The organism is Burkholderia ubonensis subsp. mesacidophila (assembly GCF_002097715.1).
Lineage (GTDB): Bacteria > Pseudomonadota > Gammaproteobacteria > Burkholderiales > Burkholderiaceae > Burkholderia > Burkholderia mesacidophila.
This window is the reverse complement of sequence record NZ_CP020737.1, coordinates 2,427,048-2,452,086: the sequence shown is the minus strand read 5'-3', so window position 1 is coordinate 2,452,086 and position 25,039 is coordinate 2,427,048. Positions and strand designations below refer to the sequence as shown.

The following is a 25,039-nucleotide window of genomic DNA, read 5'->3' as shown; positions in this document are numbered from 1 at the left end:
AGGATGAAGAATCCATCGTCATTCTCAGAGGAAACCCATGAGTGCAATCGTAGATATCATCGGCCGCGAGATTCTGGATTCGCGCGGCAACCCCACCGTCGAATGCGACGTGCTGCTCGAATCGGGCACGATGGGCCGCGCGGCGGTGCCGTCGGGCGCGTCCACCGGCTCGCGTGAAGCGATCGAACTGCGCGACGGCGAAGCCGGCCGCTATAACGGCAAGGGCGTGCTGAAGGCGGTCGAGCACATCAACACCGAGATCTCCGAAGCCATCATGGGCCTCGACGCGTCGGAACAGGCGTTCCTCGACAAGACGCTGCTCGAGCTCGACGGAACCGACAACAAGTCGCGCCTCGGCGCAAACGCGATGCTGGCCGTGTCGATGGCCGTCGCGAAGGCCGCCGCTGAAGAAGCCGGCCTGCCGCTGTACCGCTACTTCGGCGGTTCGGGCGCGATGCAACTGCCGGTGCCGATGATGAACATCGTCAACGGCGGCGCGCACGCGAACAACAGCCTCGACATCCAGGAATTCATGATCGTCCCGGTGAGCCAGCCGACGTTCCGTGAAGCCCTGCGTTGCGGCGCGGAAGTGTTCCACGCGCTGAAGAAGATCCTGAGCGACCGCGGCATGAGCACGGCGGTGGGCGACGAAGGCGGCTTCGCGCCGAACTTCGGCAGCAACGACGAGTGCCTGTCGACGATCCTGCAGGCGATCGAGAAGGCCGGCTACCGTGCGGGCGAGGACGTGCTGCTCGCGCTCGACTGCGCGGCATCCGAGTTCTACCACGACGGCAAGTACCAGCTCGCGGGCGAAGGCCTGCAACTGTCGTCGGCCGAGTTCACCGACTACCTCGCGACGCTCGCCGACAAGTTCCCGATCGTGTCGATCGAGGACGGCATGCACGAAGGCGACTGGGACGGCTGGAAGCTGCTGACCGAACGTCTCGGCAAGAAGGTGCAGCTCGTCGGCGACGACCTGTTCGTCACCAACACGCGCATCCTGAAGGAAGGCATCGAGAAGGGCATCGCGAACTCGATCCTCATCAAGATCAACCAGATTGGCACGCTGACCGAAACGTTCGCGGCGATCGAGATGGCGAAGCGCGCGGGCTACACGGCCGTGATCTCGCACCGCTCGGGCGAAACGGAAGATTCGACGATCGCGGACATCGCGGTCGGCCTGAACGCCGGCCAGATCAAGACGGGTTCGCTGTCGCGCAGCGACCGCATCTCGAAGTACAACCAGCTGCTGCGCATCGAGGAAGATCTCGGCGATATCGCGAGCTACCCGGGCAAGTCGGCGTTCTATAACCTGCGCTAACGCGCTACTATCGGGCTGGTTTGCTTCGACGCCGCTCTGCGTGATACGTGGAGCGGCGCTTCTTATATCTGCGTCTCCTACATGCGGCTTGTCACTGTCGTCCTGATTGCCTTGCTGGCGCTTATTCAGTACCCCCTATGGTGGGGGCATGGCGGCTGGCTGCGTGTGCACGAGTTGCGTCAGCAGCTCGACAGCCAGTTGCAGAAGAACGCCGACGAAAAGCTGCGCAATGAGCGGACCGCGGGCGAAGTGCAGGATCTGCAGGGCGGCACGGCGGCCATCGAGGAGCGCGCGCGCTACGAGATGGGCATGGTGAAGGACGGCGAGGTGTTCGTGCAGTTCGTGTCGCCGAACGCGCAGGCCGCGCAGGCGGCGCCCGCCGCCAACATGCTGTCGAGCACGTCGACGCGCGGCGAAGTCTCGGCGGCGCCGGTGCGCGTCGTGCCGAATCCGCAGTCGATGGCGAAGCCGTCGCGGCACCACGCCGGCGAGAAGGGGAAGCAGCCGCATCACTGATTGCGGTGATGCGAGCCCATTGAAAAAGCGCGGGAAATGCCGCGCTTTTTTATTTCCTGCCGGTCGGCAATCGAACCGCTGAAGGCCTTACCACCACCAGCCCGGATAGCCGTAGCTGAACCCCGTGCCCCCACCCGCCGCCGTAATAGCCGCCATAGTACGTGACGGGCGGCGGCGTGTAGTACGACCACGCGCGAATCGCGGCTTCGGTCGCGATCGCGTCGTCCTGTTCGCGCAGCACCTGCCGGTCGATCTCGTCGTAGCGCTTGCGCTCGGCGGACGTCAACGTGACTGGCTGGCCGGACGCGTGTTGTTCGGGCAGGCGGCTCAGGATCGTGGAGGCCGGCTGCACCGCGCAACCGGCGAGGACGAGCATGCCGGCTGCGGCGCTCGTCAGCAACAGGGGGCGAAACAGGCGATTCATGTCCTTCTCCAGCGGCGCGCCGGCGACCCGAGAGGCGGGGTGGCGCGCTCGACGCACGTGCGTCGTTCATTATGCGCCCGCGCGCCCGCGCGCCCGCGCGCCGGCGGGTGCGCGGGCGCGCGGGCGCGCGGCTCAGTGACGCTGCTCGGCGGCAGGCGTCATGCCGCTCGCGAGTTCGGGCGCGGCAAACAGCTGCGCGACGTCGACGGGATCGAACTCGTAGCGCTGGTTGCAGAATTCGCAATGGATTTCGACGTGACCGCGTTCGACGATCACGCTGTCGACTTCTTCCTGGCCGAGCATCTTCAGCATCGCGCCGACCTTCTCGCGCGAGCACGTGCACTCGAAGCGCGTGCCGGCCGGGTCGAAGTGCTGGACGTTCTCCTGCCAGAACAGCCGGCGGAACACGACGTCCGGCTCGACCTCGAGCAGTTCCTTGGCGGACAGCGTGCCGCCGAGCGTGCACACGCGCTCCCACGTATCGACATCGGTTTCCGCGGCGCGCGGCACGATGCCGCCGTCGCCCGGCAACTTCTGCAGTAGCATGCCGACCGCGCGGTCGCGATCGGCGGCGAGCCACAGGCGCGTATCGAGCTGCTCCGAGTGGTGCATGTAATGCTCGAGCACCTGCGCGATCGACTCCAGCGACCCGTGTTCGCCGTTGAGCGGCACGATCCCCTGGTACGGCTGCTGGCCCGGCTGCTTGTCGGCCGGGTCGAGCGTGATCACGCAGCGCCCATGGCCGCTCGCGTTGACGAGATCGGCGAAGCGGACGTCGTCCGCGATCGTCTGTGCCACGTCGCCGGAAAACTTCGCGGTCGCGCGCATCGACAGATCCGAGCTGCACTGCACGACCAGCATCTTCACCGGCCCGTCGCCGAAGATCTGCATGACGAGGGTGCCGTGAAATTTCAGGTTCGCCGACAGCAGCGCGCATGCGGCCATCATCTCGCCGAGCACCGTGCGCACGGGGGCCGGGTAGTCGCGGCGGGTCAGCACCTCCTGCCACGTGTTGCGCAGCGAAACGATCTCGCCGCGCACGGGCGCCGCGTTGAACATGAATTTCTGTAACTGGTCGCTCACTCTTGTTCCTTGAATTCCGCGCGGATCAGCCGATCCGCACGAGTTGCTCCTTGAAGTGCGCACGCCGGTCGACGTACGTCTTCGCATTCGCCTGCAGCCGCGCGACGTCTTCGGCCGACAGCTCGCGCACCACTTTCGCGGGGGCGCCGAGAATCAGCGAATTGTCCGGAAACGTCTTGCCCTCCGTCACGACCGCGCCGGCGCCAACCAGACAGTTGCGGCCGATCACCGCACCATTCAAGACCACCGCCTGAATTCCGATCAGCGAGCCTTCGCCGATCGTGCAGCCGTGCAGCATCGCCTGGTGCCCGATCGTCACATTCGCGGCGATCGTCAGCGGATAGCCGGGGTCGGTGTGCAGCACCGCGCCTTCCTGCACGTTGCTGCCCGCGCCGACCGTGATCGGCTCGTTGTCGCCGCGCAGCGTCGCGCCGAACCACACGCTCGCGTTTTCCTCGAGTACGACTTTGCCGATGATGGCCGCCGTATCGGCGACGAACACGCTTTCGTGGATGGTCGGGGCAGTGTCGCCCAGCTTGTAGATCGTCACATTGTCTCCTTTGTCGAGCGGACCTGGCGCTTTCGCGCCGAGTCCGGGCCCATGCAAAGCGGTATCGTTCGGTAGGCGCCGGTAAAATGACGCGTTTCGCGCCGCGCCTGTCGCCGCAGCACAGGCGCGTATTGTAAACCGTTGCGCGCGGCGGCTCCCGACGCGCATTCAGCGGTGCCCCCGGTCATGAACATGGTGCCTTTTTCTTCCCTCGATTCCGACGCGCAGACCTGCGTGCGCCGCGCGGCGCTCGACGCCCTGCGCACACCCGAGCCGGCCGCGAAGGCTGCTCGGGTGCGCACGCTGTACGACGCGCTGCTGGCCGGGCAGGCAACGATCGATCCGTCGCTCGCACTGCCGGAGCCGGCCGGATTGCCCGGGCGTCCGGCGCGCCCCGCGCTGGTCGAGCCGCGCCAGCTGGAGCGGCGCAGCATGCGCTCGCCGGAAGGCCGGGCGGTGCTGCTGCACGCGCTCGCGCATATCGAATTCAACGCGATCAATCTGGCGCTCGATGCGGTGTGGCGCTTTGGCGGCCAGCCGGACGCGTTCTACGCGGACTGGCTGAAGGTCGCCGCCGAAGAGGCGTATCACTTTTCGCTGCTGGCCGGCCGGCTCGCCGAATTCGGTCACGCGTACGGCGATTTCCCCGCGCACAACGGGCTGTGGGAGATGTGCGAGCGCACGGCGGGCGACGTGCTTGCCCGCATGGCGCTCGTGCCACGCACGCTCGAGGCGCGTGGCCTCGACGCGTCGCCGCCGATCCGCGCGCGGCTCGCGCAGGCGGGCGACCATGCGTCGGCCGCGATCCTCGACGTGATCCTGCGCGACGAAATCGGCCACGTCGCGATCGGCAACCGCTGGTTCCGCCATTTGTGCGTCGAGGCCGGCCGCGACCCGGTGCCGACCTACCGGCAACTGGCCGAACAGTACCGCGCGCCGCGCTTGCGCGGCCCGTTCAATTTCGATGCGCGTCGCAGCGCCGGGTTCGAGCCCGCCGAACTGGACGCGCTTGCGGCGCAGGACGAGGCCGCGGCGCGGGATGGGGCCTGATCGAGGGTATCACCCGTCGGGCAGGAGCGGCGCTGGTTGCGCGGACGCCGACCGTCGCGACGCGCGATGCGCGGCGCCTAGCCTAGAGGAGTGCCTCGACACGCGTGACGATTGCGGCACGCGCCCGCGCAGCAGCATCGTTATAATCGAACGACCATTCTTTTTTTGACGGCTGCCATGACTGCCACGAGTTCTGTTTCCGATTTCGTCACGGTTCACGGCGTCAGGCTGCATGTCCGGCGCTGGGGCCGGCCGGATGCGCCGACGCTGTTCATGCTGCACGGCTGGATGGACGTCGCCGCGTCGTTCCAGTTCGTCGTCGACGCGCTGGCGGGCGACTGGCAGGTGATCGCGCCGGACGCGCGCGGCTTCGGCCTGTCCGACTGGCCGGTGGCGCGGCAGGGCGGCGGTCATTACTGGTTCCATGAATACATCGCCGATCTCGATGCGCTGCTGGACCACTATGCGCCGACCGGCCAGGCTAACCTGGTCGGGCACAGCATGGGCGCGAACGTCGTGTGCCTGTATGCCGGCGCGCGGCCGGAGCGCGTGCGGCGCGTCGTCGACCTCGAGGGTTTCGGCCTGGCCCCGGCGCGGGCCGAGCAGGCGCCGGGCCGGCTGCGCGGCTGGCTCGACGGACTGTGCGCGCCGCCGGCGCTGAAGCCCTACGCATCGCTCGACGAGGTGGCCGCCCGCCTGATCAAGACCAATCCGCGGCTCGAGCCGCGCCGCGCGGCGTTCCTGGCCGCGCACTGGTCGAAGCGGGGCGACGACGGGCGCTTCCATCTGCTGGCCGATCCCGCGCACAAGATGGACGGGCCGTTGTTGTACCGGCTCGACGAAGTGATGGCGACCTGGGCGCAGGTGCGCGCGAAGGTGCTGCATGTCGAGGCGGTCGATTCGCCGACGCTCGCCTATCTGGCCGGAGACATCCCGCTGCCGGAGTTCAAGGCGCGCTTCAGGGCGTTCCCGGACTGGCGCGAAAAGCTTGTCGAAGATGCCGGCCACATGGTTCACCACGACCAGCCTGAGCAGATCGCGGCGCTGATCGAGGCGTTCTGCGCATAGCGTTTGCGGCCGGCGCGCGGCCGGACGGTAAGGGGGAGGGGCGGCGGCGGAATGCCGCATTGCAGTAGAATGAAGCTTCACCTCCGATGCCTACGATGAACGCTGATCTCCACTGCCATTCGAATGTCTCCGACGGATTGCTGTCGCCTGTCGATGTCGCGCGCCGCGCCCATGCCGGCGGCGTGACCCTCTGGGCGCTCACCGATCACGACGAGCTGGGCGGCCAGGCGGCGGCGCGCAGCGAGGCGGAGGCGCTCGGCATGCGCTACCTGAGCGGTGTCGAGATTTCCGTGACCTGGGCGTCGCGCACGGTGCACGTCGTCGGCCTGAACATCGATCCGGCAAATCCGGCGCTCGTCGACGGCCTGTATCGCACGCGCCACGGCCGCGCGGGCCGCGCGCAGGCGATCGCCGCGCAGCTCGAGAAGCTCGGCATTCCGGGCGCATACGACGGCGCGCTGAAATACGTGTCGAATCCCGACCTGATCTCGCGCACGCATTTCGCGCGCTTCCTCGTCGAGAACGGGCACGCGGAATCGACGTCGGACGTCTTCGACCGGTTGCTCGGCGACGGCAAGCCCGGCTTCGTGCCGCATCGCTGGGCGAAGCTGTCCGATGCGGTGCAGTGGATCCGCGGCGCGGGCGGCGAGGCGGTCGTCGCGCATCCGGGACGTTATCGCTACACGCCGGTCGAGTTCGACGCGTTCTTTGGCGAATTCATCGACCTCGGCGGCCGCGCGATCGAGGTTGTGACCGGCAGCCATACGCCGGACCAGTATCGCGAATATGCGGACGTCGCGCGCCGCTTCGGCTTCGAAGTATCGTGCGGCTCGGATTTTCACGCGCCCGGAGAAGGGCGCATCGAGCTGGGCAGCCTGCCGCCGCTGCCGTCCGACCTGAAGCCGGTCTGGGAACGCTGGCTCTGACGTCCCGCGGCGGCCGGCCGCGCGCGTCGCCTGCGCGGCGCGCCCCCCGTTCAATCCCTCTTTACCCGTCCCCATGTCCCAGTTCTTCAGGATTCATCCGGATAATCCGCAGCCGCGCCTGATCAAGCAGGCGGTGGAGATCGTCAACAAGGGGGGCGTGGTCGCGATGCCGACCGACTCCAGCTATGCGCTCGCGTGCCACCTTGACGACAAGGATGCGGTCGAGCGCGTGCGCCGCATCCGCGGCCTCGACGAAAAGCAGCACCTGTCCCTGCTGGTGCGCGACCTGTCGGAACTCGCGAACTTCGCGATGGTGGACAACCGGCAGTACCGGCTGATCAAGTCCGTGACGCCCGGCCCGTATGTGTTCATCCTGCAGGCGACGAAGGAGGTGCCGCGGCGGCTGTCGCATCCTTCGCGCAAGACGATCGGGCTGCGGGTGCCGGAGCATGCGATCACGCTTGCGCTGCTCGAATCGCTCGGCCAGCCGCTGCTCGGCACGACGTTGATCCTGCCGCCCGAAGAGGAGCCGCTCAACGACCCGGAGGACATCCGCGCGCGGCTCGAGAAGCAGGTCGATCTCGTGATCGACGGCGGCGCGTGCCCGCGCGAGCCGTCGACGGTGATCGACCTGACGGCCGAGGAGCCGCAGCTCGTGCGCGCGGGCCGCGGGCCGCTCGAGCCGTTCGGGCTGACGGCGGCGTGAGCCAGCGCCGTTCCTTCCGTGTCCGTGCGATTGCGCTTGTTACAATAACGCGATATGGACGCTAACCTGATACAGACCATCGCCGTCTACGCGCTGCCCGTGATCTTCGCGATCACGCTGCACGAGGCCGCGCACGGCTACGCCGCACGCCTTCTGGGCGACAACACCGCCTACATGATGGGGCGCGTATCGTTCAATCCGATGCGCCACATCGACCCGATCGGTACGATCGCGATCCCGCTCGTGATGTATTTCCTGACCGGCGGCGCGTTCCTGTTCGGCTACGCGAAGCCGGTGCCGGTGGCGTTCCGCAACCTGCGCGATCCGCGCTGGGGCAGCCTATGGGTGTCGCTGGCCGGCCCCGCGTGCAATTTCGTGCAGGCGCTGCTGTGGGGCGTGCTGAGCATCGTGCTCGCCGCCGCGCACGTCGACGAGCCGTTCTTCGCGCGCATGGCGCTCGCCGGCGTCAGCGTGAACCTCGTGCTCGGCGTGCTGAACCTGTTCCCGCTGCCGCCGCTCGACGGCGGCCGCATCCTGGCGGCGCTGCTGCCGCCGAAGCAATCGATCGCGCTGTCACGCATCGAGCCGTACGGTTTCATCATCGTCCTGTTGCTGGTCGCGACAGGCGTGCTGACGAATTTCTGGCTGCGTCCGCTCGTCAACGTGGGCTATCGCGTGGTGGCGGCCATCCTGACTCCTTTCGCCTCGCTTTTCTAACGACAATCATGTTCCCAGATCGTATTTTCTCCGGCATGCGGCCCACCGGGTCGCTGCACCTCGGCCACTATCACGGCGTGCTGAAAAACTGGGTGAAGCTGCAGTCCGAGTACCCGTGCTTCTTCTGCGTTGTCGACTGGCATGCGCTGACGACGCACTACGAGACGCCCGAGGTCATCGAGAAGAACGTGTGGGACGTGCTGATCGACTGGCTCGCGGCCGGCATCGACCCGGCGCAGGCGACGCTGTTCATCCAGAGCAAGGTGCCCGAGCATGCTGAGCTCGCGCTGCTGCTCGGCATGAGCACGCCGCTCGGCTGGCTCGAGCGCGTGCCGACCTACAAGGAGCAGATGGAGAAGCTGAAGGACAAGGATCTGTCGACCTACGGCTTCCTCGGCTATCCGGTGCTGATGGCGGCGGACATCCTGCTGTACCGCGGCTCGCTCGTGCCGGTCGGCGAGGACCAGGTGCCGCACGTCGAGATGACGCGCGAGATCGCGCGCCGCTTCAACTACCTGTACGGCCGTGAGCCGGGCTTCGAGGAGAAGGCGCTCGAAGCCGCGAAGAAGCTCGGCGGCAAGCGCGCGAAGCTGTATCACGAGCTGCGCATCGCGTATCAGCAGGAGGGTGACGACGAGGCGCTCGAACAGGCGCGCGCGATGCTGCAGGAATCGCAGAGCCTGTCGATGAGCGACCGCGAGCGCCTGTTCGGCTATCTCGAAGGCGCGCGCAAGATCATCCTCGTCGAGCCGCAGGCGATGTTGACCGAAGCGTCCCGCATGCCGGGCCTCGACGGCCAGAAGATGTCGAAGTCGTACGGCAACACGATCGGCCTGCGCGAGGACGCGGAGACGATCACGAAGAAGGTCCGCACGATGCCGACCGACCCGGCGCGCGTGCGCCGCACCGATCCGGGCGATCCGGACAAGTGCCCGGTGTGGCAGCTGCACCAGGTCTATACGGACGAGGCGACCCACGAGTGGGTGCAGAAGGGCTGCCGTTCGGCTGGCATCGGCTGCCTCGACTGCAAGCAGCCGGTGGTCGAAGGCATCCTGCGCGAACAGCAGCCGATGCTCGAGCGCGCGCAGAAGTACATGGACGATCCGTCGCTGCTGCGCGCAATCGTCGCGGACGGCTGCGACAAGGCGCGCAAGTACGCGACGGAGACGATGCGCGACGTGCGCGACGCGATGGGCCTGTCGTACACGTGAACGGCACACATGAACCGGCCGTGTCCGCCGGCGGCGGGCACGGCGCGTCGACCGAGCCGTCGCGCTGGGTCGCCGGCTGGACGCCGCTGATCGCGGCCGGCGGCGCGGTGCTGGACGTCGCCGCGGGCGGCGGGCGGCATGCGCGCTGGTTTGCCGCGCACGGGCATCCGGTCGTCGCGCTCGAACGCGATCCGGCCGCGCTCGCCGCGTTGCGTGCGCTTCCCGGCGTGGACGCCCGCGACGCCGATCTGGAAGGCGCACCGTGGCCGCTGCCGGCCGGCGAGCGGTTTGCGGCCGTGGTCGTCACGAATTATCTGCATCGTCCGCTCTGGCCCCATCTGCTCGATGCGCTCGAGCCGGGCGGCGTGCTCGTCTACGAAACCTTCGCGCGAGGAAACGAAACGGTCGGCAAGCCGTCGAACCCTGCGTTCCTGCTCGCGCCGGGCGAACTGCTCGAAGCTGTGCGCGGCCGCCTGCGCGTGGTGGGGTACGAAGACGGCTTCGTCGCTGCGCCGCGCGCGGCGTTCGTCCAGCGCATCTGCGCGGTGCGCGAGGGCGCGGCCACGGGGTCGGAGGCGGGTATTCCGCGTTACGAACTGCCCGGCTAATCCGCTACAATCTCAACGTTTACCGATTCATATTCAATCGCGTTTCATGGCTAACGGCACCCAAGACGGCATTCAAATCCGCGGCAGCATCCCCGCGATCGTCACCCCGATGCTCGAAGACGGCAGTCTCGATCTGCCGGCGTTTCGCAAGCTGATCGACTGGCACATCGAAGAAGGCACCGACGCGCTGGTCGTGGTCGGCACGAGTGGCGAGTCGGCGACGCTCAACGTCGAAGAACACATCCTGATGATCCGCACCGCGGTCGAGCACGCGGCCAAGCGCATTCCGATCATCGCCGGCGCGGGCGGCAATTCGACCGCCGAGGCGATCGAGCTGACGAAGCACGCGAAGGCGGTCGGCGCGGACGCGACGCTGCAGGTCGTGCCGTACTACAACAAGCCAACGCAGGAAGGGATGTATCGCCACTTCAAGGCGATTGCCGAGGCGATCGATCTGCCGGTGATCCTGTACAACGTGCCGGGCCGCACGGTCGCGGACATGTCGAACGAGACGATGCTGCGTCTCGCGGAGGTGCCGGGCATCATCGGCGTGAAGGAAGCGACCGGCAACATCGATCGCGCCGCGCAGCTGATCAAGGCCGCGCCGGCGCATTTCGCGATCTACAGCGGCGACGATCCGACCGCGATCGCGCTGATGCTGCTGGGCGGCCACGGCAACATCTCGGTGACGGCGAACGTCGCGCCGCGCGCGATGAGCGCGCTGTGCCGCGCGGCGCTGGCAGGCGACGTGAAGACGGCGCGCGAACTGCACATGCAGCTGCTGTCGCTGCACAAGAACCTGTTCATCGAGGCGAATCCGATTCCGGTGAAGTGGGCGCTGCAGGCGATGGGCAAGATGCAGGGCGGCATCCGCCTGCCGCTCACGCCGCTTGACGAACGGTGCCACGACGCGGTGCGCTCGGCGCTCGTCGAAGCCGGCGTCCTGGCCTGATGGCGCGGCGGACGGGCACCGTCCGCCGATTCATTCCCTGATCAACCCGCACCGGCCGGCTCCGTCCGGCGCCGCTCCTGACGAGCGTTCTAGCAAGACGAAGGATTTCATGAAACGTTTCGCCTTTTCCTCTCGCGCCATCCAGGTTTCGGTGGTGGCGCTTGCGCTGGGCGCGCTCGCCGGCTGCGATACGCTGAACGATTATCTGGCCCCCGACAAGGTCAACTACAAGAACACCGGTTCAGCGCCGCCGCTCGCGGTGCCGAGCGACCTGAAGCCGGTGCCGACGAGCCAGCAGTTCGTCGCGCCGCCGGTCAATGCCGGCCTCGGCACGCTGCCTCCGCGTGCGACGACGGCAGCCGGCACCGCGACGGACGGCGTGCCGAGCGCGCAGGATCCGTTCGGCATGCACGTCGAACGCGACGGCGACCGCCGCTGGCTCGTCGTCGACGGCCGCACGCCGGAGCAGCTCTGGCCGATCCTGAAGGATTTCTGGCAGGACAACGGCTTCTCGCTGAAGACCGACGCGCCGTCGACGGGGATCATGGCCACCGACTGGGCGGAGAACCGCGCGAACATTCCCGACGACTGGTTCCGCCGCACGATCGGCAAGGTCGTCGATTTCGTGTATTCGTCCGGCACGCGCGACCGCTTCCGCACGCTCGTGAACCGCACGGCGGACGGCAACACCGACATCTCGATCACGCACAGCGCGATGGAGGAAATGATGGTCGGCCCGCAGGGCGGTACGTCGTCGCGCTGGGAGGAGCGTCCGCGCAACCCGGTGCTGGAGGCGGTGTTCCTGACGAAGCTGATGCAGAAGTTCGGCCTGTCCGAAACGCAGGCGAAACAGCTGCTGACCGACGCGCGGCCGTCGACGGCGCCCGCGCAGGTCAGCGCCGCGAGCGCCGGCACGGCGACGCTGCAGCTTGCCGAATCGTTCGACCGCGCATGGCTGCGCGTCGGCCTCGCGCTCGATCGCACCAACTTCACGGTCGACAACCGCGACCGCGAGAAGGGCATGTACTACGTGCGCTACGCGAATTCGATGGAAGAGCTGAAGCGCGACGGCCTGTTCGGCAAGCTGTTCTACGGCGGCCCGTCGGCGGCGAAGCCGGGCAAGGAATTCGTCGTCAACGTGCGTGCGCAGGGCGGTGGCGGCACGCAGGTCGCGGTAGTCGACGCGAACGGCCAGATCGACAACTCGTCGGACGCCCAGCGGATCATCTCGCTGCTTCACGCGCAATTGAACTAAGCGCGTGCGATTCGCCAGCCTCGGAAGCGGCAGCGAAGGCAACGCACTGGTGGTCGAAGCCGCGAGCGGCGCGACCACCACCCGCGTGCTGCTCGACTGCGGCTTTTCCGCCAAGGAGGTCGAGCGCCGGCTCGGCCGTCTGCATCTCGGCATCGACGATCTCGATGCGATCCTCATCACCCACGAACACAGCGACCATGTCGGCAGCGCGTTGACGCTCGCCCGGCGCGCGTCGTTGCCGCTTTACATGAGCTGGGGCACCGCGCGAGCGGTCGGCGCGGACGAAGCGGACGTCGAACTCCACGTCCTGTGGGGCGACGAGACGGCCCAGATACGCGATCTGGCGGTCCTGCCGTACACGGTCCCGCACGACGCGCGGGAGCCGCTCCAGTTCGTGTTCATGGACGGCTGCCACCGCCTCGGCGTGCTGACCGACGTGGGCGGGTCCACGCCGCACATCACGGCCGTCCTGAGCGGCTGCGACGCGCTGGTGCTGGAATCGAACCACGATACCGCGATGCTGGCCGCGAGCCGCTATCCGCAGTCGCTGAAGGCGCGGATCGGCGGCAGCCACGGGCACCTGAGCAACGACGCGGCGGCGGGCATCCTTGCGTCGCTCGAACGCAGCCGGCTGCAGCATCTCGTGGCGGCTCACCTGAGTCAGCAGAACAACCTGCCGGAACTGGCCCGCCAGGGGTTTGCGGGCGTGCTGGGCACGGACGGGAGCGAGGTGGTCGTCGCCACGCAGGAAGCGGGCTTCGACTGGCTGGCATTGACGTAGGAGGGCGGGCCTGCGGCCTAGAGCGGACGCCTGCGGATGTCAAAACGTGCAGACGTAAAAAAACCGGCCCGAGGGCCGGTTTTTTTTCAGCTGATGCTGAGGCTTACTGGCTTGCGCCCGAAGCCGGAGCAGCCGTCGCTGCCGAAGCAGCCGACGCCACAGCAGCAGCTGCGTCGCTCGCAGCAGCCGTTGCCGACGAAGCAGCAGCCGTTGCGTCGCTCGCAGCACCAGCAACTGCCGAAGCAGCCGACGAAGCGGCAGCAGCAGCGTCGCTAGCAGCCGGCGCAGCAGCTTGGTCTGCGCTCTTGTTGCAAGCAGCCAGTGCAACAGCAGCCAACAGGGAAGCTACGAGGAGGGATTTCTTCATGATCACGTCCTTTTATGGTTAAAGGGTAAGCAACAGCGCGAAACAATACCGGTAATGTGCTCCAACACCGACCTGGGCCGCTGGTGGAGACGCACTTCTAGAGCGTGAATCTTCCCTACGGCTTGGGCGGAAATTATATGCACTTTCCTATCGACCGTCGACAAATGCGGGGTCAATACGTTGTCTTTCCCATACAAAATTTGATTCGCATGGGCATACGGGTCAACTCACACTAATTCCGGCTCCAACCCGTATCCAGCCCGCACAATACCACTCGTGCAGCAAGGCTGTCATGGAGGGATCCCGGGATAGTGTTACAAACCGTTTCGCCTCCATCCGACGCTGATTGGCCAGCTCGGGCAGCCAATTGGCGGCCTGATCGAGTGGTCCTTCCTCGCCGTTGATGAAGTACGAGCGCGCGTTATACATCAATGCGGCGCGTCTGTCGAGAGATACGCCGCGCCGCGCAGCCTGCGCGACGAACGCTGCCTCGGAAAGCGCGCGCGCGGGCGGGTCGAATACGACGTTAGATTTGGGCTCGCTCAGGTAGCAGCCGAGGAATTCGGCGACATCCTGTTCGCGCCACTTGATGCCGTTGACAATCGCCGCGACCCGTTCGACCATCGCCGGCGGCAGGTGCGCCGGCGTCTCGACGGCGGGCTGCTTCGGATCGCGGTAGAGGTCGTCGCCGCGCACGCCGCTGCGCAGGCCGCCGCGCTCCGCGAGGTAATACAGGAACTGGGCGCCCAGTTCGCCGGCGGACGGAGCCCGGAAGCCAATCGAGCAGGTCATGCATTCGCCTTCGGCGATGCCGTCGTGCGCGATGTGCGGCGGCAGGTAGAGCATGTCGCCTGGCTCGAGCACCCATTCGTCGCTCGGTTCGAAATGCTCGAGGATCTTGAGCGGCACGCCTGGCTGCAGCGACAGGTCCTGCTGCGCGCCGATGCGCCAGCGGCGCTTGCCCTCGACCTGCAGCAGGAATACGTCGTACGAATCGAAATGGGGGCCGACGCCGCCGCCCTCAGTCGCATACGAGATCATCAGGTCGTCGAGGCGCGCGTCCGGGATGAAGCGGAAGCGGTCGAGCAGCGCGCGCGCGGCGTCGACGTGGAGGTCGAGCCCCTGCACCAGCAGGGTCCAGGCCTTGCGCGTGACGGGCGGCAGCGCGTCGTCGTCGAACGGGCCGTGCGCCAGTTGCCACTTGTTACGAAAGTGCGTGATCAGGCGCGATTCGGCGTCGTAGTCGCCCGCCAGCTCGAACAGTGCGTCGCGCGAGACGGGGGACGTCACGCCGGGGATCGCCTGGCGGATCAGCAGCGGTTTCTTTTGCCAGTAGCGGCGCATGAATTGCGCCGGCGTGAGGCCGCCGAGCAGCGGCGTGGGAAGATCGGGTGGCGGCGCGCCGACCGCGGCGGCTGCGCCGTCCAGCGGTTCGGCTTGAGACCGTTTGCGCATCGTATAATGAGAGTTGTATTTGGGAGAATTGGATGAAAATCGCAAAAAACACCGTCGTGTCGGTCACTTACAAGCTGTCGGATGCGCAAGGCAATCTGATCGAGGAAAGCGACGAGCCGATGGTCTATCTGCACGGCGGCTATGATGGCACGTTCCCCAAGATCGAGGAACAGCTTGACGGCCATGAGCCGGGTTACCAGGCGCAGATCCAGCTGGAGCCGGAGGACGCGTTCGGCGACTACGACCCCGAGCTCGTGAAGATCGAGCCGCGCGACCGTTTTCCCGAGCCGCTCGAAGTGGGCATGCAGTTCGAAGGCACGCCGGAGGACGCCGACGAAGAGATCGACTCGCTGATCTACACGGTCACCGACATCGCGGAAGACAAGGTCGTGCTCGACGGCAACCATCCGCTCGCCGGCATGGCGCTGCGTTTCTCGCTGACCGTGAAGGACGTCCGCGAGGCCACCGAGGACGAGATCGAGCATGAGCACGCGCACGGCGCGGAAGGGCTCGAAATCGTCGACGAGGACGAGGACGACGAGGACGGCGAGCCGTCAGGGCGCACGCTGCACTGAGCTGGCGGGCGCGCCTTGCGTCGGAGCCGCGTAGTAGGGCGCCGGCGCGGGGCCTGATGCGCCATTCGGCGCCCCGCTGTCGCCCGGCAGCGGCGGCGCGACCGACGAGGCGTCCGGCAGCGCAGGCAGGGCCGGGATCTCCGGCATCTGCGGGAGCGGGACATCGTCGTGCGGTGCGGCCGGCAAGGCCGGCGGCACCGGCAGGTTTTTCGGCACGTCCTGCAGGCTGACATTGAATAGCGTCTGCCGCGCGGGCGACACGCCGACCTTCACCCATTGATTTGCAGGCTGGCGCGGTCCGATCGCGACGCGCGTCAGGTTGCCTACGAGTTCCCCGTTGTCGGCACGCAGCGGACGGTCGATGACGTAGCCGTTCGCCAGAGGCTCGCCGCTCGCATGAATCACGAGTATCGGACCTCGGAAGGTGGCGGCCGCCTTGACCAGGGTGCGCTTTAGTTCGCGGAAACCGTCGCGCACGCGCGGGCGGTTGAAGCGCAGCCACGCGAAGCGTTCCGCGCGCTCGTAGCGGTCGAATTTCGGGTCGCCTTCGAAGATCACGACCAGCGCGCGCGCGTCGCGCCGCTTCGCGTATTCGGCTGCATGATCGATCCAGAATCCGTTCGCGACGATGCGATCCTCGAACTCGCCGTTGCGGCCGCCGGCCGTCAGGAAGTGATTGTTCGGCGCGGGGGCGTTGAGCGCGACGAACACGATGTCGTCGCGCACCCACCGCGCGTTCTCGCGATACGGCCGGAAACGCGCGACTTCGCTCTCGCGCGTGATCTGCAGCGCGCCCGGATCGGGCAGCGCCGCATCGGCGAGCAGCGTCTGCCGCAGGAAGTCGAGCCGTTCGACCGGGTCGTAGCCGCCTCCCGCCGCCGTGTTGCAGGTGACCCAGTCGTCGTGGCCGGGCACGAACACGAGCGGCGCGCGCGACGCGTCGAGAATCGCGCCGCGTTGCGTGTACAGCGCATCGCGGCACGCTTCCTTCGCTCCCTTCAGATCCCCCGCATACACGACGAACGCAAGGTTGCGCTCGCGCGCCATCGCCTCGAGCATCCGCTGCGCGGCGACCTCGTCCGCAGGCGATGCGATCACGCCGGAGACGACCGCGAACGAATAGGGCGCGCCGGCGCGCTTCGCGGGAGCAGCCTGGGCGAGCGGGCCGGAAAGCGCGAGCGCCGTCGCCGCGGCGAGCGCGACGTGCGCGAGCCGGCCGGCTGCCGCGCGCTTACGCGTGCCCGTCGGCATCGTGCGACTGGGCGAGCGCGCGCAGCTCGTACAGCAGGTCGAGCGCTTCACGCGGTTTCAGGTCGTCGGGGTCGATGTCGCGCAGTTTTTCGAGCGCAGGGTGGGGCGCGCTCGGCGTCACCGGCGCGTCCGCGCATTCGAGGTCGTCGGCAGCCGGCTGCGTGCTGAACAGGTCGAGTTGCGGCGTGTGCTGCGCGGCCGATTGCTGCTCGAGATATGCGAGATGCTTGCGCGCCGCACGGATCACCGGCGCCGGAACGCCTGCGAGCTGCGCAACCTGCAGCCCGTAGCTCTGGTTGGCGGGGCCTTCGTTGACCGCGTGCAGGAACACGATGCCGTGACCGTGTTCGACCGCCGACAGGTGGACGTTGGCCGCATGCGGGAATTCGGCCGGCAGCTGCGTCAGTTCGAAGTAGTGCGTCGCGAACAGCGTGTAGCAGCCGTTGTGCGCGAGCAGGTGCCGCGCGATCGCCCACGCGAGCGCGAGGCCGTCGAACGTCGACGTGCCGCGGCCGATTTCGTCCATCAGCACGAGGCTTTGCGGCGTCGCGTCGTTGAGAATCGCCGCCGCCTCGGTCATCTCGACCATGAACGTCGAGCGGCCGCCGGCGAGATCGTCCGCCGCGCCGATCCGCGTGAAGATCCGGTCGATCGGGCCGAAGCACGCGGACTTCGCCGGCACGTAGCTGCCGACATAGGCCATCAGCGCGATCAGCGCGGTCTGCCGCATGAACGTCGACTTACCGCCCATGTTCGGGCCGGTGATCAGCAGCAGCTTGCGTTCCGTGCCGAGCTTGCAGTCGTTCGCGATGAACTGCTCGACCTGCGCCTCGACGACCGGATGCCGGCCTTGCTCGATGTCGATGCCGATCTCGTCGGTGAACGTGGGGGCGACCCAGTCGAGTGCGCGGGCGCGCTCGGCGAACGCGGCGAGCAGGTCGAGTTCCGCGAGTGCGGACGCGACGCGCTGGCATTCGGGAATGAACGGCAGCAGCGCCTGCAGCACCGCGTCGTACAGCGCGCGCTCGCGCGCGAGCGCCCGTTCCTGCGCGGACAGCGCCTTGTCCTCGAAGGTCTTCAGCTCGGGCGTGATGTAGCGTTCGGCGTTCTTCAGCGTCTGGCGGCGGCGGTAGTCGTCCGGCACCTTGTCGGTCTGCCCGCGCGTGACTTCGATGTAGAAGCCGTGCACCTTGTTGTACTCGACCCGCAGGTTCGCGATGCCGGTGCGGGCGCGCTCGCGCGCTTCGAGGTCGATCAGGAACTGGCCGCAGTTTTCCGAGATGTCGCGCAGCTCGTCGAGCTCCGCATCGTAGCGGCGCGCGATCACGCCGCCGTCGCGCACCATCGCCGCCGGCTCGGGGGTGATCGCGTTCGTCAGCAGGTCCAGGCATTCGGCGGGCGGCGCCAGCGTGGCGTCGAGGCGGGCGATCGCGTCCGCGTTGCCGACGATCTGGCTGATGCGCTCGCGCAGCGCCGGCAGCGCGGCGAACGTGTCGCGCAGGCTCGACAGGTCGCGCGGCCGCGCGGAGAGCAGCGCGAGGCGGCCGGTGATCCGTTCGACGTCGGCGATTTGGCGCAGCGCGCTGCGCAGCGCATCGAGGCTCGCGTTCGCGGGCGCGTCGAGCAGCGCGCCGATCGCCTGCTGGCGCGACCGCGCGGCGACGGACGCGCGCGGCGGATGGTGCAGCCAGTGGCGCAGCAGGCGGCTGCCCATCGTCGTGCAGCAGGTATCGAGCAGCGAATACAGCGTCGGCGATTCGGTGCCGCGCAGCGTCTCGGTCAGCTCGAGGTTGCGGCGCGTGGACGGATCGAGCCCGATGTATTCGGTTTCGTTCTCGACCTTCAGGCTGCGCACGTGCCGCAGCTGCTGGCCTTGCGTGGCCGCCGCATACAGGAGCAGCGCGCCCGCGGCGCCGCAGGCGCTCGTCAGCGAGTGCGCGCCGAATCCGTCGAGGCTCGCGACGTCGAGCTGGTCGCACAGGCGCTGCGTGCCCGCCGCGATGTCGAAATGCCAGGCCGGCACGCGCTTGAGCGCGCCCGCGCCGGCGGGCATCGCGTCAGCGGACGCGTCCGCCGCGAGAATCTCGGCCGGCCGGATGCGCTCCAGCGCGGCGCCGAGCTGGTCGGGTTCGATCTCCGCGAGGCGCAGCGCGCCGCTGGCGAGGTTGAGCCACGCGAGGCCGATGTTGACCGCGACGCCGCGCTTGTTGTGGCCCGTGCACATCGCGAGCAGGTAGACGTCGCTCTTGTCGGACAGCAGCGCGGCGTCGGTCAGCGTGCCCGGCGTGACGACGCGCACGACCTTGCGCTCGACGGGGCCCTTCGACGTGGCCGGGTCGCCGATCTGTTCGCAGAGCGCAACCGATTCGCCCATCTTGACGAGCTTCGCGAGGTACTGCTCGACCGCGTGGTGCGGCACGCCGGCCATCCGGATCGGATTGCCGCCCGATGCGCCGCGCTGTGTCAGGGTCAGGTCGAGCAGGCGCGCGGCCTTTTCCGCATCGTCGAAGAACAGTTCGTAGAAATCGCCCATCCGGTAGAAGACGAGCGTGTCGGGGTGGTCGGCCTTGATGCGCAGGTACTGCTGCATCATCGGCGTATGGTTTTCGAGCCCGGCGACGGCTCGGGCCGCTGCCGACTGCGTATCGCTCGCGGCCGCGGCGGGCGTGCCTTTGAGCGATGTCGAGTCCATTGGGGTTTCGTGACTGACGGGCGTGTTTTCCATCAAAAATGAGCGTAATCGGTTGGTTTTGGGCGGGATAGCGTGCGTCCCGCACATGTCCGGGGTTCATCCGCGGCCGCCGGCTGCTTGCCGTGAATCGGCCGGATTCATGAAAGCGGCGGCGCCGAACCCTCGATAGGGTCGTGACCGGCCTGTTGGAACCGGTGTGCAATAGGCCACAGTTTACATGGCGCGTGCGTTGCGAGCTGCTATCCGATCGACCAACGTCGGGATGGGTGGTTCGCGCGAGGCCGGAGCGTCTCGCGGGCAGGCACGCGTGGCGTCCCGATGCGATCGGGCGCCGACGATCGCTAACCGGGCTCTTTCCCGGCCTGGGCCTGGGTGATCTCGTGCGGGATGGCCGACGTCGCGAGTGCGGCCATCACGGAGGCGATGCCCGCCACCATCAGCGCGAGCGAAGATGAAGTTGAAGTGGTGATCAACGTTCCGGCAATGGCGGATCCGATTGGAAACCCCGCCACATTCAGGCTCATCGAGATGGACATCACACGGCCGAGTTGCCGAGGGTCCGTTCGCCTCTGGCGCAGCGTCAGCAACGCGACGTCTATCGGGCCGGATGCAACGCCGACGACGATCAGCGCGGCGACCAGCCCGCCGAGTCCGAACTCGCCTGCAACGGGCCACGCGGCGGCTGCGGTCGCAGCCATGCCGACGGCCATGATTCGACGCTCCCGGCCGACTGTACGCAGATGACTGGCAAGCAACGCGCCGACTCCGCCTGCGACGCCGACCGCGGCCCACATCAGGCCGGCAATCGAACTGGCTGCGCCCTTGGAGAAGTGCTCGGCGACAAATGTCGGGACGACCACGATGAGCGCGCCCCAAGTGACCTGGTGCAACGAATAGGAAATCGCGAGTCCTCGAAGCGTTGGTTGCCCGGCAACCATCCTGCTGCCAGATCGAGGCTTGGGCGCGGGCCAGTCCGGACAGGTGCGGAACGAACGACATGAATACCGCTGCGCCGGCGTATGTGGTGGCGATCAGCAAGATCGCCGCCGACAGCCGCAACGAAGATGGCGCTGGCGATGAAGTCGATCCGGACAGCCGTTGTCGGCCCGACGCGATCGAGGGTCGCGCCCGCAACAGGGCTGACGACCAAGCCGGGTACGATTGCAGCGAACGTCAGCCATCCGGCCAGCTCGGGCGACGAAAACCGCGCCAGGACAAAAAGAACCAGCGTCAGGACGAACATCCGTCCGGCAAGGCGCGAGAAGGTCGCTGCGACGAGCAAAGGCGACAAACCCGGGATGTCGAGCAGGGCGCGATAGGAATCGTGTTGTTTCATGGCGATCCGCGAGTCGCGCCGGTCGCGGCCATACTATGGAGCGGCTCTGGGCGCGCGTGCGGGTGGCGATAGTCCGCGCCGTTACGCTGCACCAGCATGCCCGTCAGTTCACTCGCCCGAACTGCGCCGCCGCCTCGATGAACGGCTCTGCCAGCGGGTCGCTCGCCGCCGCCACGTTGAGCCGGACCCACGGCGTCGCCTCTCCGTTCGGCCGATAGTCTCGTCCCGGCGCGAGATCGAGCCCGAACGTGCGTGCGGCATCGACGAGCCGCGCGGAATCGTCCACGCCCGGCACGCAGGCCCACACGAACATCCCGCCGCTCGGTTGCTCGTAGACTTCCCATCCCGCCTGCCGCAACCGCGCGACCGCGTAGGCCGACGCGTGCGCAAGGCGCCTGCGCAGCCGCTCCAGATGCTTGCGGTGCGTGCCGCGCTCGAGCAGCAGCGCGACGATGCTCTCCGCGATCCGCGCGCCGCCCATGCTGGTGAGCGCCTTCAGGTCGACGAGATGCTTGATCAGGTCGGGCCGCGCGGCCAGGTAGCCGATCCGCAGCGACGACGACAGCGTCTTCGAGAACCCGCCGAGATAGATCACGCGCTCGAGCTGGTCGAGCGTCGCGAGCCGCTGCGACGGCGTTGCTTCGAAGTCCGCGTAGACGTCATCCTCGACGAGCGTGAAGCCGTGCTGGTGCGCGAGCTGCAGCAGCCGGAACATGACCTGCGGCGCGACGTTCGTCGCGGTCGGGTTGTGGAACACGGTATTGACGAAGAACAGCTTCGGATGGTGTTCGCGCAGCAGCGCTTCGGCCATCTCGACGTCCGGCCCGGTCGCGCGGCGGGGCACGCCGACGAGCTTCACGCCATGCAGCTTCAGCAGGCCGAACAGGTTGAAGTAGCCGGGATCCTCGACGAACACCGTGTCGCCCGGCTTCAGCATCAGGCGCACGACGAGATCGAGCGCCTGGCTCGCGCTGTGCGTGACGAGGATCTGCTGCGGCTGCGCGTCGATGCCGAGCGGCGCAATGTGCCGGCACAGCTGCTGGCGCAGCAGCGGATCGCCCTGCGGCTGGGCGTAGTCGACGAGGTTCGCCGCGTCGCTGCGCACGACGTGGCGCACCGCCTGCGCGATGCCGTCGACGTCGCGCCAGGCCGCCGGCATGAAGCCGCTCGACAGTTTCACGCGATCGTCGATCGATGCGAATTGACCAAGGATGTGGCTCGATTCTTCCTCGGCGACCCGCGGATCCGTGCCGCCGGGGTGGGTGTCGGCATCGAACCGGTCGGTCACATAGAAGCCGGAACCGTGGCGGGGCCGGATCAGCCCGCGGGCGGCGAGCAAATCGTACGCCTCGATGACGGGGAAGCGGCTGATCTGCTGGTCGGCCGCCATCTTGCGGATCGACGGCAGCTTCACGCCGCTGCGCAAATGCCGCGAGCGGATCATCTGTTCGAGCTGGCTGGCCAGCTGCTCGGTCAGCGGAACGCCGGCCGTCGTATCGAGCGCAAGTTTCATCGGACACCACCGTCAAGGAGCTCAACCAAAGTGTTCAGTGAGAATCGCTGAACACTTTGAAGGTGATTGTTCAGTTCTGTTCATTCCATCGCACGCATTCTAGTCGAATAATCAGCACCGTTGGCTTTCAGAAATGCGACGGTCGCGTCGAGTGACAAGGAGGGCCAAATGCGGGAAATCCGGACGTTCCAACTGGAAGAGGACGGTGCGCCGACGCGCTGGACCGCTGATGGGCGGCAGACGCTGGTCGTGCGCCGCGGCATGGTGTGGTTGACGGTGCCTGGCCTGTTGAACGACTTCTGGCTGCGCGAGAACGAGACGTTCGATCTCGCGCCGCATTCGACGATCTGGCTGAGCGGGATCGGCGGTAGCGAAGTCGCGATCGCGGAGGAGCGGCCAACGCGTGCGCAGGCGGGATCGCGGCTGCGCACGCTGTTATGGGGACGATGACGGCGGACGCTCGAGGCGGCCGCCAGCGAACGATGGGGAATCAGCAAGCGTGAGTGTCGAATCGAAGCCGTTCGTGATGGCGCTGCCGAAGTCGGAGCAGCTCTATCAATCCTTCCGCCTGTCGATTCCGGTGGCGATGGCGTACGTGCCGCTCGGGGTCGCGTTCGGCGTGTTCCTCGTGACGAGCGGGGTGCCGTGGTATTGGGCGCCGCTGTCCGCGTTGATGATTTTCGCGGGCTCGATCGAGTTTCTGGCGGTGAGCCTGATGGTCTCCGGGATGGCGCTGCCGCAGGTCGCGCTGACCGCGCTGATCGTCAATTTCCGCCACGTGTTCTACGGACTGTCGTTTCCTTACGCGCGGCTGCGCACCGTTCTGCAGCGGGTGTACGGCGTGTTCGCGCTGACCGACGAGACGTACGCGATCACGTCGGCGGGCGAGGGCGCGAAGCTGAACGGCTTCCAGATCACCGCGCTGCAGCTCATCAGCCATGTGTGGTGGGTGGGCGGCGCGCTGCTCGGCTCGCTGACGGGCCTCGCGATCCCGAGCAGCGTCAAGGGCTTCGGCTTTGCGCTGACGTCGATGTTCGTGATCCTCGCGGTCGACGCGGTGCGCACCAAGGGCACGGCGCTCCTGATTGGCGTCGCGGCGCTCGCGAGCGCCGCCGCATTCGCGAGCGAGAAATGGCTTTACCGCGAATCGTTCCTGTTCGCCGGTCTGCTGGTTTATCTCGCGATATTGACCGCGCTTTATATTTTTGGAAGTAAAGGCAATGACGAGTGATTGGCGTGCGCTGTCGGTAATCATCATGATTTCCGTTGTCACGATCGGTTTGCGCTATGCGCCGATTCTGCTGATGAAACGGCTCGAAAACAACGGGTATCTCCGCTATCTCGGCGAGCGCATGCCGCCGGGCGTCATGATCCTGCTCGTGCTTTATACGCTGAAGGACAAGGACTTGACCCGCTATCCGTACGGCCTGCCGGACCTGGCGGCGCTTGCGTTGTCCGTGCTGATTTACTGGAAATCCAGGAATTCGCTGTTGGCGATCGGCGTCGGGCTCGCGTCTTACATATTTGCGGTGAATTGCATCGTCGCAAATTGATTGAAGTCAATCCGTATAAAAATCATTTGCATTGCATCCGGATTTAATTGATTATGGGCCGTGAGTGAGAAAATAAGAAGTACTAAACCTGAGAGAGCGCCAATGAATGCACGCGCGGAATTGACGCCGCAAATGGCGGATTACGAGAAGAAGTTCACGGACGGTGGCGAGGTCCGTTGGTTGCCGTATCTGATGTACTTCCATCCTGCGGAGCACCGCTCGCCGGTCGTCAACACCGACGCGAGCGGGTTCCGCTACTCGGAGCGCGGCGGCGTCCGCTACTCGGTGGCGGATCACGCGGGCGTCCATTCCGCGCGGCTGCTCGCCGGCAGCTCGACGGTGTTCGGCATCGGCGCGAGCGCCGATCGCTGGACGCTGTCGTCGCGGCTGTCGGAGAACGACCGGCGCGGCGCGCCGTGGCTGAACTTCGGCGGGCGCAGCTTCAACTCCACGCAGGAGCTGATCCTGTTCACGCTGTACCGCCACCTGCTGCCGAAGGTCGAGGAAATCGTGCTGTTCTCCGGCTTCAACAACCTGGGGCTCGCGCGGCAGCCGAGCCAGAACCGTCTCGAGCATGGTGCGTTCTTCAACTGCAACCAGTTCTTCGACGCGTTCCGCCCCGAATCGGCCGGCCGGCGCAAGGGCTGGTCGCTGCTCGGCCGCGGCGACGTGGAGGAGCCGGTCGAGCCGCCGCCGTCGCTCGACGCGCAGATCGATTACGCGGCGGATCTCACGCTGCGTCATCTGGACGCGTGGCGTGCGCTCGCGGCGGACCTTGGCGCAAAGCTCACGTTCATCCTGCAGCCGCTGGCGGGATGGATTCGCCCGAAGGGGTGCGCGCAGGAGGAGGCGCTGTTCGCGGAGCTCGATCGCGCGGGCCGCTTCAGCGACGTGTACGGCGACATCCTGACGCGCGACGCGTGCAACGCGTACGCGGCAAAACTGGGCGACGGCGCATCGAAGCTCGGCGTGAAATTCGTCAACCTCACCCCGTTCATCGCGGAGGCGCTGAAGCCCGATCAGTGGCTGTTCGTCGACCGCATCCATTTCACCGACCAGGGGCATGACTTCGTTTCGAAGCTCATTCTCGACGTCATCTGAAGGATCAGGCCATGAATCTGTTCAAGCG

26 protein-coding genes and 1 pseudogene are annotated in these 25,039 nt (G+C 67.0%); 19 read left to right on the top strand and 8 right to left on the bottom strand.

The annotated features are described in order from the left end of the window. Window positions 1–37: 37 nt before the first annotated feature. Window positions 38–1,321 carry a phosphopyruvate hydratase gene (gene eno / locus B7P44_RS11490; protein ID WP_011885396.1) on the top strand — a complete coding sequence of 428 codons (1,284 nt, stop codon included), beginning with the start codon at window positions 38–40 and terminating at the stop codon, window positions 1,319–1,321. Between the two features lie 81 nt (window positions 1,322–1,402). Continuing rightward, complete coding sequence (gene ftsB, locus B7P44_RS11485; protein ID WP_084904062.1) at window positions 1,403–1,837, top strand: cell division protein FtsB; 435 nt, start codon at window positions 1,403–1,405, stop codon at window positions 1,835–1,837. An 87-nt stretch (window positions 1,838–1,924) separates the two neighbouring features. Here ftsB and B7P44_RS11480 read toward each other — a convergent pair. The 3 genes and pseudogenes from B7P44_RS11480 to B7P44_RS11470 all read right to left on the bottom strand — a co-directional run bounded on the left by B7P44_RS11480 (window position 1,925) and on the right by B7P44_RS11470 (window position 3,894). Continuing rightward, window positions 1,925–2,261, bottom strand: a pseudogene (locus B7P44_RS11480) (hypothetical protein). A gap of 132 nt (window positions 2,262–2,393) precedes the next feature. Further along, on the bottom strand, window positions 2,394–3,344 hold the full coding sequence (hslO, locus tag B7P44_RS11475; RefSeq protein ID WP_084904059.1) for an Hsp33 family molecular chaperone HslO: 951 nt from the start codon (window positions 3,342–3,344) through the stop codon (window positions 2,394–2,396). 25 nt (window positions 3,345–3,369) lie between these two features. Further along, on the bottom strand, window positions 3,370–3,894 hold the full coding sequence (locus B7P44_RS11470) for a gamma carbonic anhydrase family protein (RefSeq protein WP_084906612.1): 525 nt from the start codon (window positions 3,892–3,894) through the stop codon (window positions 3,370–3,372). Window positions 3,895–4,086: 192 nt separating this feature from the next. On the opposite strand from B7P44_RS11470, the gene B7P44_RS11465 reads away from it, so the two are divergent. The 11 genes from B7P44_RS11465 (at window position 4,087) to B7P44_RS37125 (ending at window position 13,444) form a co-directional block, all read left to right on the top strand. After that, window positions 4,087–4,944: a ferritin-like domain-containing protein gene (locus B7P44_RS11465; protein ID WP_084906610.1), complete on the top strand. Its 858-nt coding sequence runs from the start codon at window positions 4,087–4,089 to the stop codon at window positions 4,942–4,944. Between the two features lie 177 nt (window positions 4,945–5,121). Next, window positions 5,122–6,012, top strand: coding sequence for an alpha/beta fold hydrolase (locus tag B7P44_RS11460; RefSeq protein ID WP_084904056.1), 891 nt, complete (start codon window positions 5,122–5,124; stop codon window positions 6,010–6,012). Window positions 6,013–6,107: 95 nt separating this feature from the next. Beyond that, on the top strand, window positions 6,108–6,938 hold the full coding sequence (locus B7P44_RS11455) for a 3',5'-nucleoside bisphosphate phosphatase (RefSeq protein WP_084904053.1): 831 nt from the start codon (window positions 6,108–6,110) through the stop codon (window positions 6,936–6,938). 73 nt (window positions 6,939–7,011) lie between these two features. Further along, on the top strand, window positions 7,012–7,644 hold the full coding sequence (locus B7P44_RS11450; RefSeq protein ID WP_084904051.1) for an L-threonylcarbamoyladenylate synthase: 633 nt from the start codon (window positions 7,012–7,014) through the stop codon (window positions 7,642–7,644). 54 nt (window positions 7,645–7,698) lie between these two features. Then, window positions 7,699–8,361 (top strand): site-2 protease family protein, encoded by a 663-nt coding sequence (locus B7P44_RS11445; protein WP_084904048.1) that lies wholly within the window; start codon window positions 7,699–7,701, stop codon window positions 8,359–8,361. Between the two features lie 8 nt (window positions 8,362–8,369). Continuing rightward, on the top strand, window positions 8,370–9,572 hold the full coding sequence (locus B7P44_RS11440) for a tryptophan--tRNA ligase (protein WP_084904045.1): 1,203 nt from the start codon (window positions 8,370–8,372) through the stop codon (window positions 9,570–9,572). Continuing rightward, window positions 9,569–10,180, top strand: a complete 612-nt coding sequence (locus B7P44_RS11435) for a class I SAM-dependent methyltransferase (protein ID WP_084904042.1) — start codon at window positions 9,569–9,571, stop codon at window positions 10,178–10,180. Before B7P44_RS11440 ends, B7P44_RS11435 begins: the two co-directional genes overlap by 4 nt. Before the next feature lie 46 nt (window positions 10,181–10,226). Continuing rightward, window positions 10,227–11,132 (top strand): 4-hydroxy-tetrahydrodipicolinate synthase, encoded by a 906-nt coding sequence (dapA, locus tag B7P44_RS11430; RefSeq protein WP_084904040.1) that lies wholly within the window; start codon window positions 10,227–10,229, stop codon window positions 11,130–11,132. Window positions 11,133–11,241: 109 nt separating this feature from the next. After that, entirely contained in the window at window positions 11,242–12,387 is a 1,146-nt protein-coding gene (gene bamC, locus B7P44_RS11425; protein WP_084904037.1) for an NlpB/DapX family lipoprotein, read from the top strand. 4 nt (window positions 12,388–12,391) lie between these two features. Further along, the gene (locus B7P44_RS11420; protein WP_084904034.1) at window positions 12,392–13,168 is read left to right on the top strand and encodes an MBL fold metallo-hydrolase; all 777 of its coding nucleotides are present in this window, start codon (window positions 12,392–12,394) and stop codon (window positions 13,166–13,168) included. A 93-nt stretch (window positions 13,169–13,261) separates the two neighbouring features. Continuing rightward, the gene (locus tag B7P44_RS37125) at window positions 13,262–13,444 is read left to right on the top strand and encodes a hypothetical protein (protein WP_162296965.1); all 183 of its coding nucleotides are present in this window, start codon (window positions 13,262–13,264) and stop codon (window positions 13,442–13,444) included. A gap of 313 nt (window positions 13,445–13,757) precedes the next feature. Here B7P44_RS37125 and B7P44_RS11410 read toward each other — a convergent pair whose 3' ends face one another. Further along, window positions 13,758–14,990, bottom strand: coding sequence for a cupin domain-containing protein (locus B7P44_RS11410; RefSeq protein ID WP_084904030.1), 1,233 nt, complete (start codon window positions 14,988–14,990; stop codon window positions 13,758–13,760). A 32-nt stretch (window positions 14,991–15,022) separates the two neighbouring features. On the opposite strand from B7P44_RS11410, the gene B7P44_RS11405 reads away from it, so the two are divergent. Then, window positions 15,023–15,565 carry an FKBP-type peptidyl-prolyl cis-trans isomerase gene (locus B7P44_RS11405; RefSeq protein WP_084904027.1) on the top strand — a complete coding sequence of 181 codons (543 nt, stop codon included), beginning with the start codon at window positions 15,023–15,025 and terminating at the stop codon, window positions 15,563–15,565. Here the strand turns inward: B7P44_RS11405 and B7P44_RS11400 are convergent. The 3 genes from B7P44_RS11400 to B7P44_RS36305 form a co-directional block, all read right to left on the bottom strand. Then, window positions 15,545–16,816 carry a metallophosphoesterase family protein gene (locus B7P44_RS11400; RefSeq protein WP_084904025.1) on the bottom strand — a complete coding sequence of 424 codons (1,272 nt, stop codon included), beginning with the start codon at window positions 16,814–16,816 and terminating at the stop codon, window positions 15,545–15,547. The genes B7P44_RS11405 and B7P44_RS11400 overlap by 21 nt on opposite strands. Continuing rightward, window positions 16,797–19,409: a DNA mismatch repair protein MutS gene (gene mutS, locus B7P44_RS11395; protein WP_084906608.1), complete on the bottom strand. Its 2,613-nt coding sequence runs from the start codon at window positions 19,407–19,409 to the stop codon at window positions 16,797–16,799. The genes B7P44_RS11400 and mutS overlap by 20 nt, the downstream gene beginning before the upstream one ends. 440 nt (window positions 19,410–19,849) lie before the next feature. Next, window positions 19,850–20,446, bottom strand: coding sequence for an MFS transporter (locus B7P44_RS36305; protein WP_133118139.1), 597 nt, complete (start codon window positions 20,444–20,446; stop codon window positions 19,850–19,852). A 59-nt stretch (window positions 20,447–20,505) separates the two neighbouring features. On the opposite strand from B7P44_RS36305, the gene B7P44_RS36300 reads away from it, so the two are divergent. Continuing rightward, window positions 20,506–20,916, top strand: coding sequence for a hypothetical protein (locus B7P44_RS36300; protein WP_157721062.1), 411 nt, complete (start codon window positions 20,506–20,508; stop codon window positions 20,914–20,916). A 31-nt stretch (window positions 20,917–20,947) separates the two neighbouring features. On the opposite strand, the gene B7P44_RS11385 is transcribed toward B7P44_RS36300, so the two are convergent. Continuing rightward, entirely contained in the window at window positions 20,948–22,357 is a 1,410-nt protein-coding gene (locus B7P44_RS11385; protein WP_084904022.1) for an aminotransferase-like domain-containing protein, read from the bottom strand. Between the two features lie 168 nt (window positions 22,358–22,525). Between B7P44_RS11385 and B7P44_RS11380 the strand changes: the two genes are divergently transcribed. From B7P44_RS11380 to B7P44_RS11365, 4 genes are all read left to right on the top strand, one after another. After that, window positions 22,526–22,807: a DUF2917 domain-containing protein gene (locus B7P44_RS11380; RefSeq protein WP_133118138.1), complete on the top strand. Its 282-nt coding sequence runs from the start codon at window positions 22,526–22,528 to the stop codon at window positions 22,805–22,807. A 49-nt stretch (window positions 22,808–22,856) separates the two neighbouring features. Beyond that, the gene (locus B7P44_RS11375; protein WP_205128699.1) at window positions 22,857–23,588 is read left to right on the top strand and encodes an AzlC family ABC transporter permease; all 732 of its coding nucleotides are present in this window, start codon (window positions 22,857–22,859) and stop codon (window positions 23,586–23,588) included. 25 nt (window positions 23,589–23,613) lie between these two features. Continuing rightward, on the top strand, window positions 23,614–23,910 hold the full coding sequence (locus B7P44_RS11370; protein ID WP_157721061.1) for a branched-chain amino acid transporter permease: 297 nt from the start codon (window positions 23,614–23,616) through the stop codon (window positions 23,908–23,910). Between the two features lie 102 nt (window positions 23,911–24,012). After that, complete coding sequence (locus tag B7P44_RS11365; RefSeq protein ID WP_084904010.1) at window positions 24,013–25,011, top strand: SGNH/GDSL hydrolase family protein; 999 nt, start codon at window positions 24,013–24,015, stop codon at window positions 25,009–25,011. Window positions 25,012–25,039 lie beyond the last annotated feature (28 nt).

Excerpts from the sequence above, each read along its gene's own strand:
- eno (WP_011885396.1), top strand. The coding sequence starts at position 38 with ATGAGTGCAATCGTAGATATCATCGGCCGCGAGATTCTGGATTCGCGC.
- ftsB (WP_084904062.1), top strand. The coding sequence starts at position 1,403 with ATGCGGCTTGTCACTGTCGTCCTGATTGCCTTGCTGGCGCTTATTCAG.
- B7P44_RS11465 (WP_084906610.1), top strand. The coding sequence starts at position 4,087 with ATGGTGCCTTTTTCTTCCCTCGATTCCGACGCGCAGACCTGCGTGCGC.
- B7P44_RS11460 (WP_084904056.1), top strand. The coding sequence starts at position 5,122 with ATGACTGCCACGAGTTCTGTTTCCGATTTCGTCACGGTTCACGGCGTC.
- B7P44_RS11455 (WP_084904053.1), top strand. The coding sequence starts at position 6,108 with ATGAACGCTGATCTCCACTGCCATTCGAATGTCTCCGACGGATTGCTG.
- B7P44_RS11450 (WP_084904051.1), top strand. The coding sequence starts at position 7,012 with ATGTCCCAGTTCTTCAGGATTCATCCGGATAATCCGCAGCCGCGCCTG.
- B7P44_RS11445 (WP_084904048.1), top strand. The coding sequence starts at position 7,699 with ATGGACGCTAACCTGATACAGACCATCGCCGTCTACGCGCTGCCCGTG.
- B7P44_RS11440 (WP_084904045.1), top strand. The coding sequence starts at position 8,370 with ATGTTCCCAGATCGTATTTTCTCCGGCATGCGGCCCACCGGGTCGCTG.
- dapA (WP_084904040.1), top strand. The coding sequence starts at position 10,227 with ATGGCTAACGGCACCCAAGACGGCATTCAAATCCGCGGCAGCATCCCC.
- bamC (WP_084904037.1), top strand. The coding sequence starts at position 11,242 with ATGAAACGTTTCGCCTTTTCCTCTCGCGCCATCCAGGTTTCGGTGGTG.
- B7P44_RS37125 (WP_162296965.1), top strand. The coding sequence starts at position 13,262 with ATGCTGAGGCTTACTGGCTTGCGCCCGAAGCCGGAGCAGCCGTCGCTG.
- B7P44_RS11410 (WP_084904030.1), bottom strand. The coding sequence starts at position 14,990 with ATGCGCAAACGGTCTCAAGCCGAACCGCTGGACGGCGCAGCCGCCGCG.
- B7P44_RS11405 (WP_084904027.1), top strand. The coding sequence starts at position 15,023 with ATGAAAATCGCAAAAAACACCGTCGTGTCGGTCACTTACAAGCTGTCG.
- B7P44_RS11400 (WP_084904025.1), bottom strand. The coding sequence starts at position 16,816 with ATGCCGACGGGCACGCGTAAGCGCGCGGCAGCCGGCCGGCTCGCGCAC.
- mutS (WP_084906608.1), bottom strand. The coding sequence starts at position 19,409 with ATGATGCAGCAGTACCTGCGCATCAAGGCCGACCACCCCGACACGCTC.
- B7P44_RS36305 (WP_133118139.1), bottom strand. The coding sequence starts at position 20,446 with ATGGTTGCCGGGCAACCAACGCTTCGAGGACTCGCGATTTCCTATTCG.
- B7P44_RS36300 (WP_157721062.1), top strand. The coding sequence starts at position 20,506 with ATGAATACCGCTGCGCCGGCGTATGTGGTGGCGATCAGCAAGATCGCC.
- B7P44_RS11385 (WP_084904022.1), bottom strand. The coding sequence starts at position 22,357 with ATGAAACTTGCGCTCGATACGACGGCCGGCGTTCCGCTGACCGAGCAG.
- B7P44_RS11380 (WP_133118138.1), top strand. The coding sequence starts at position 22,526 with ATGCGGGAAATCCGGACGTTCCAACTGGAAGAGGACGGTGCGCCGACG.
- B7P44_RS11370 (WP_157721061.1), top strand. The coding sequence starts at position 23,614 with ATGATTTCCGTTGTCACGATCGGTTTGCGCTATGCGCCGATTCTGCTG.
- B7P44_RS11365 (WP_084904010.1), top strand. The coding sequence starts at position 24,013 with ATGAATGCACGCGCGGAATTGACGCCGCAAATGGCGGATTACGAGAAG.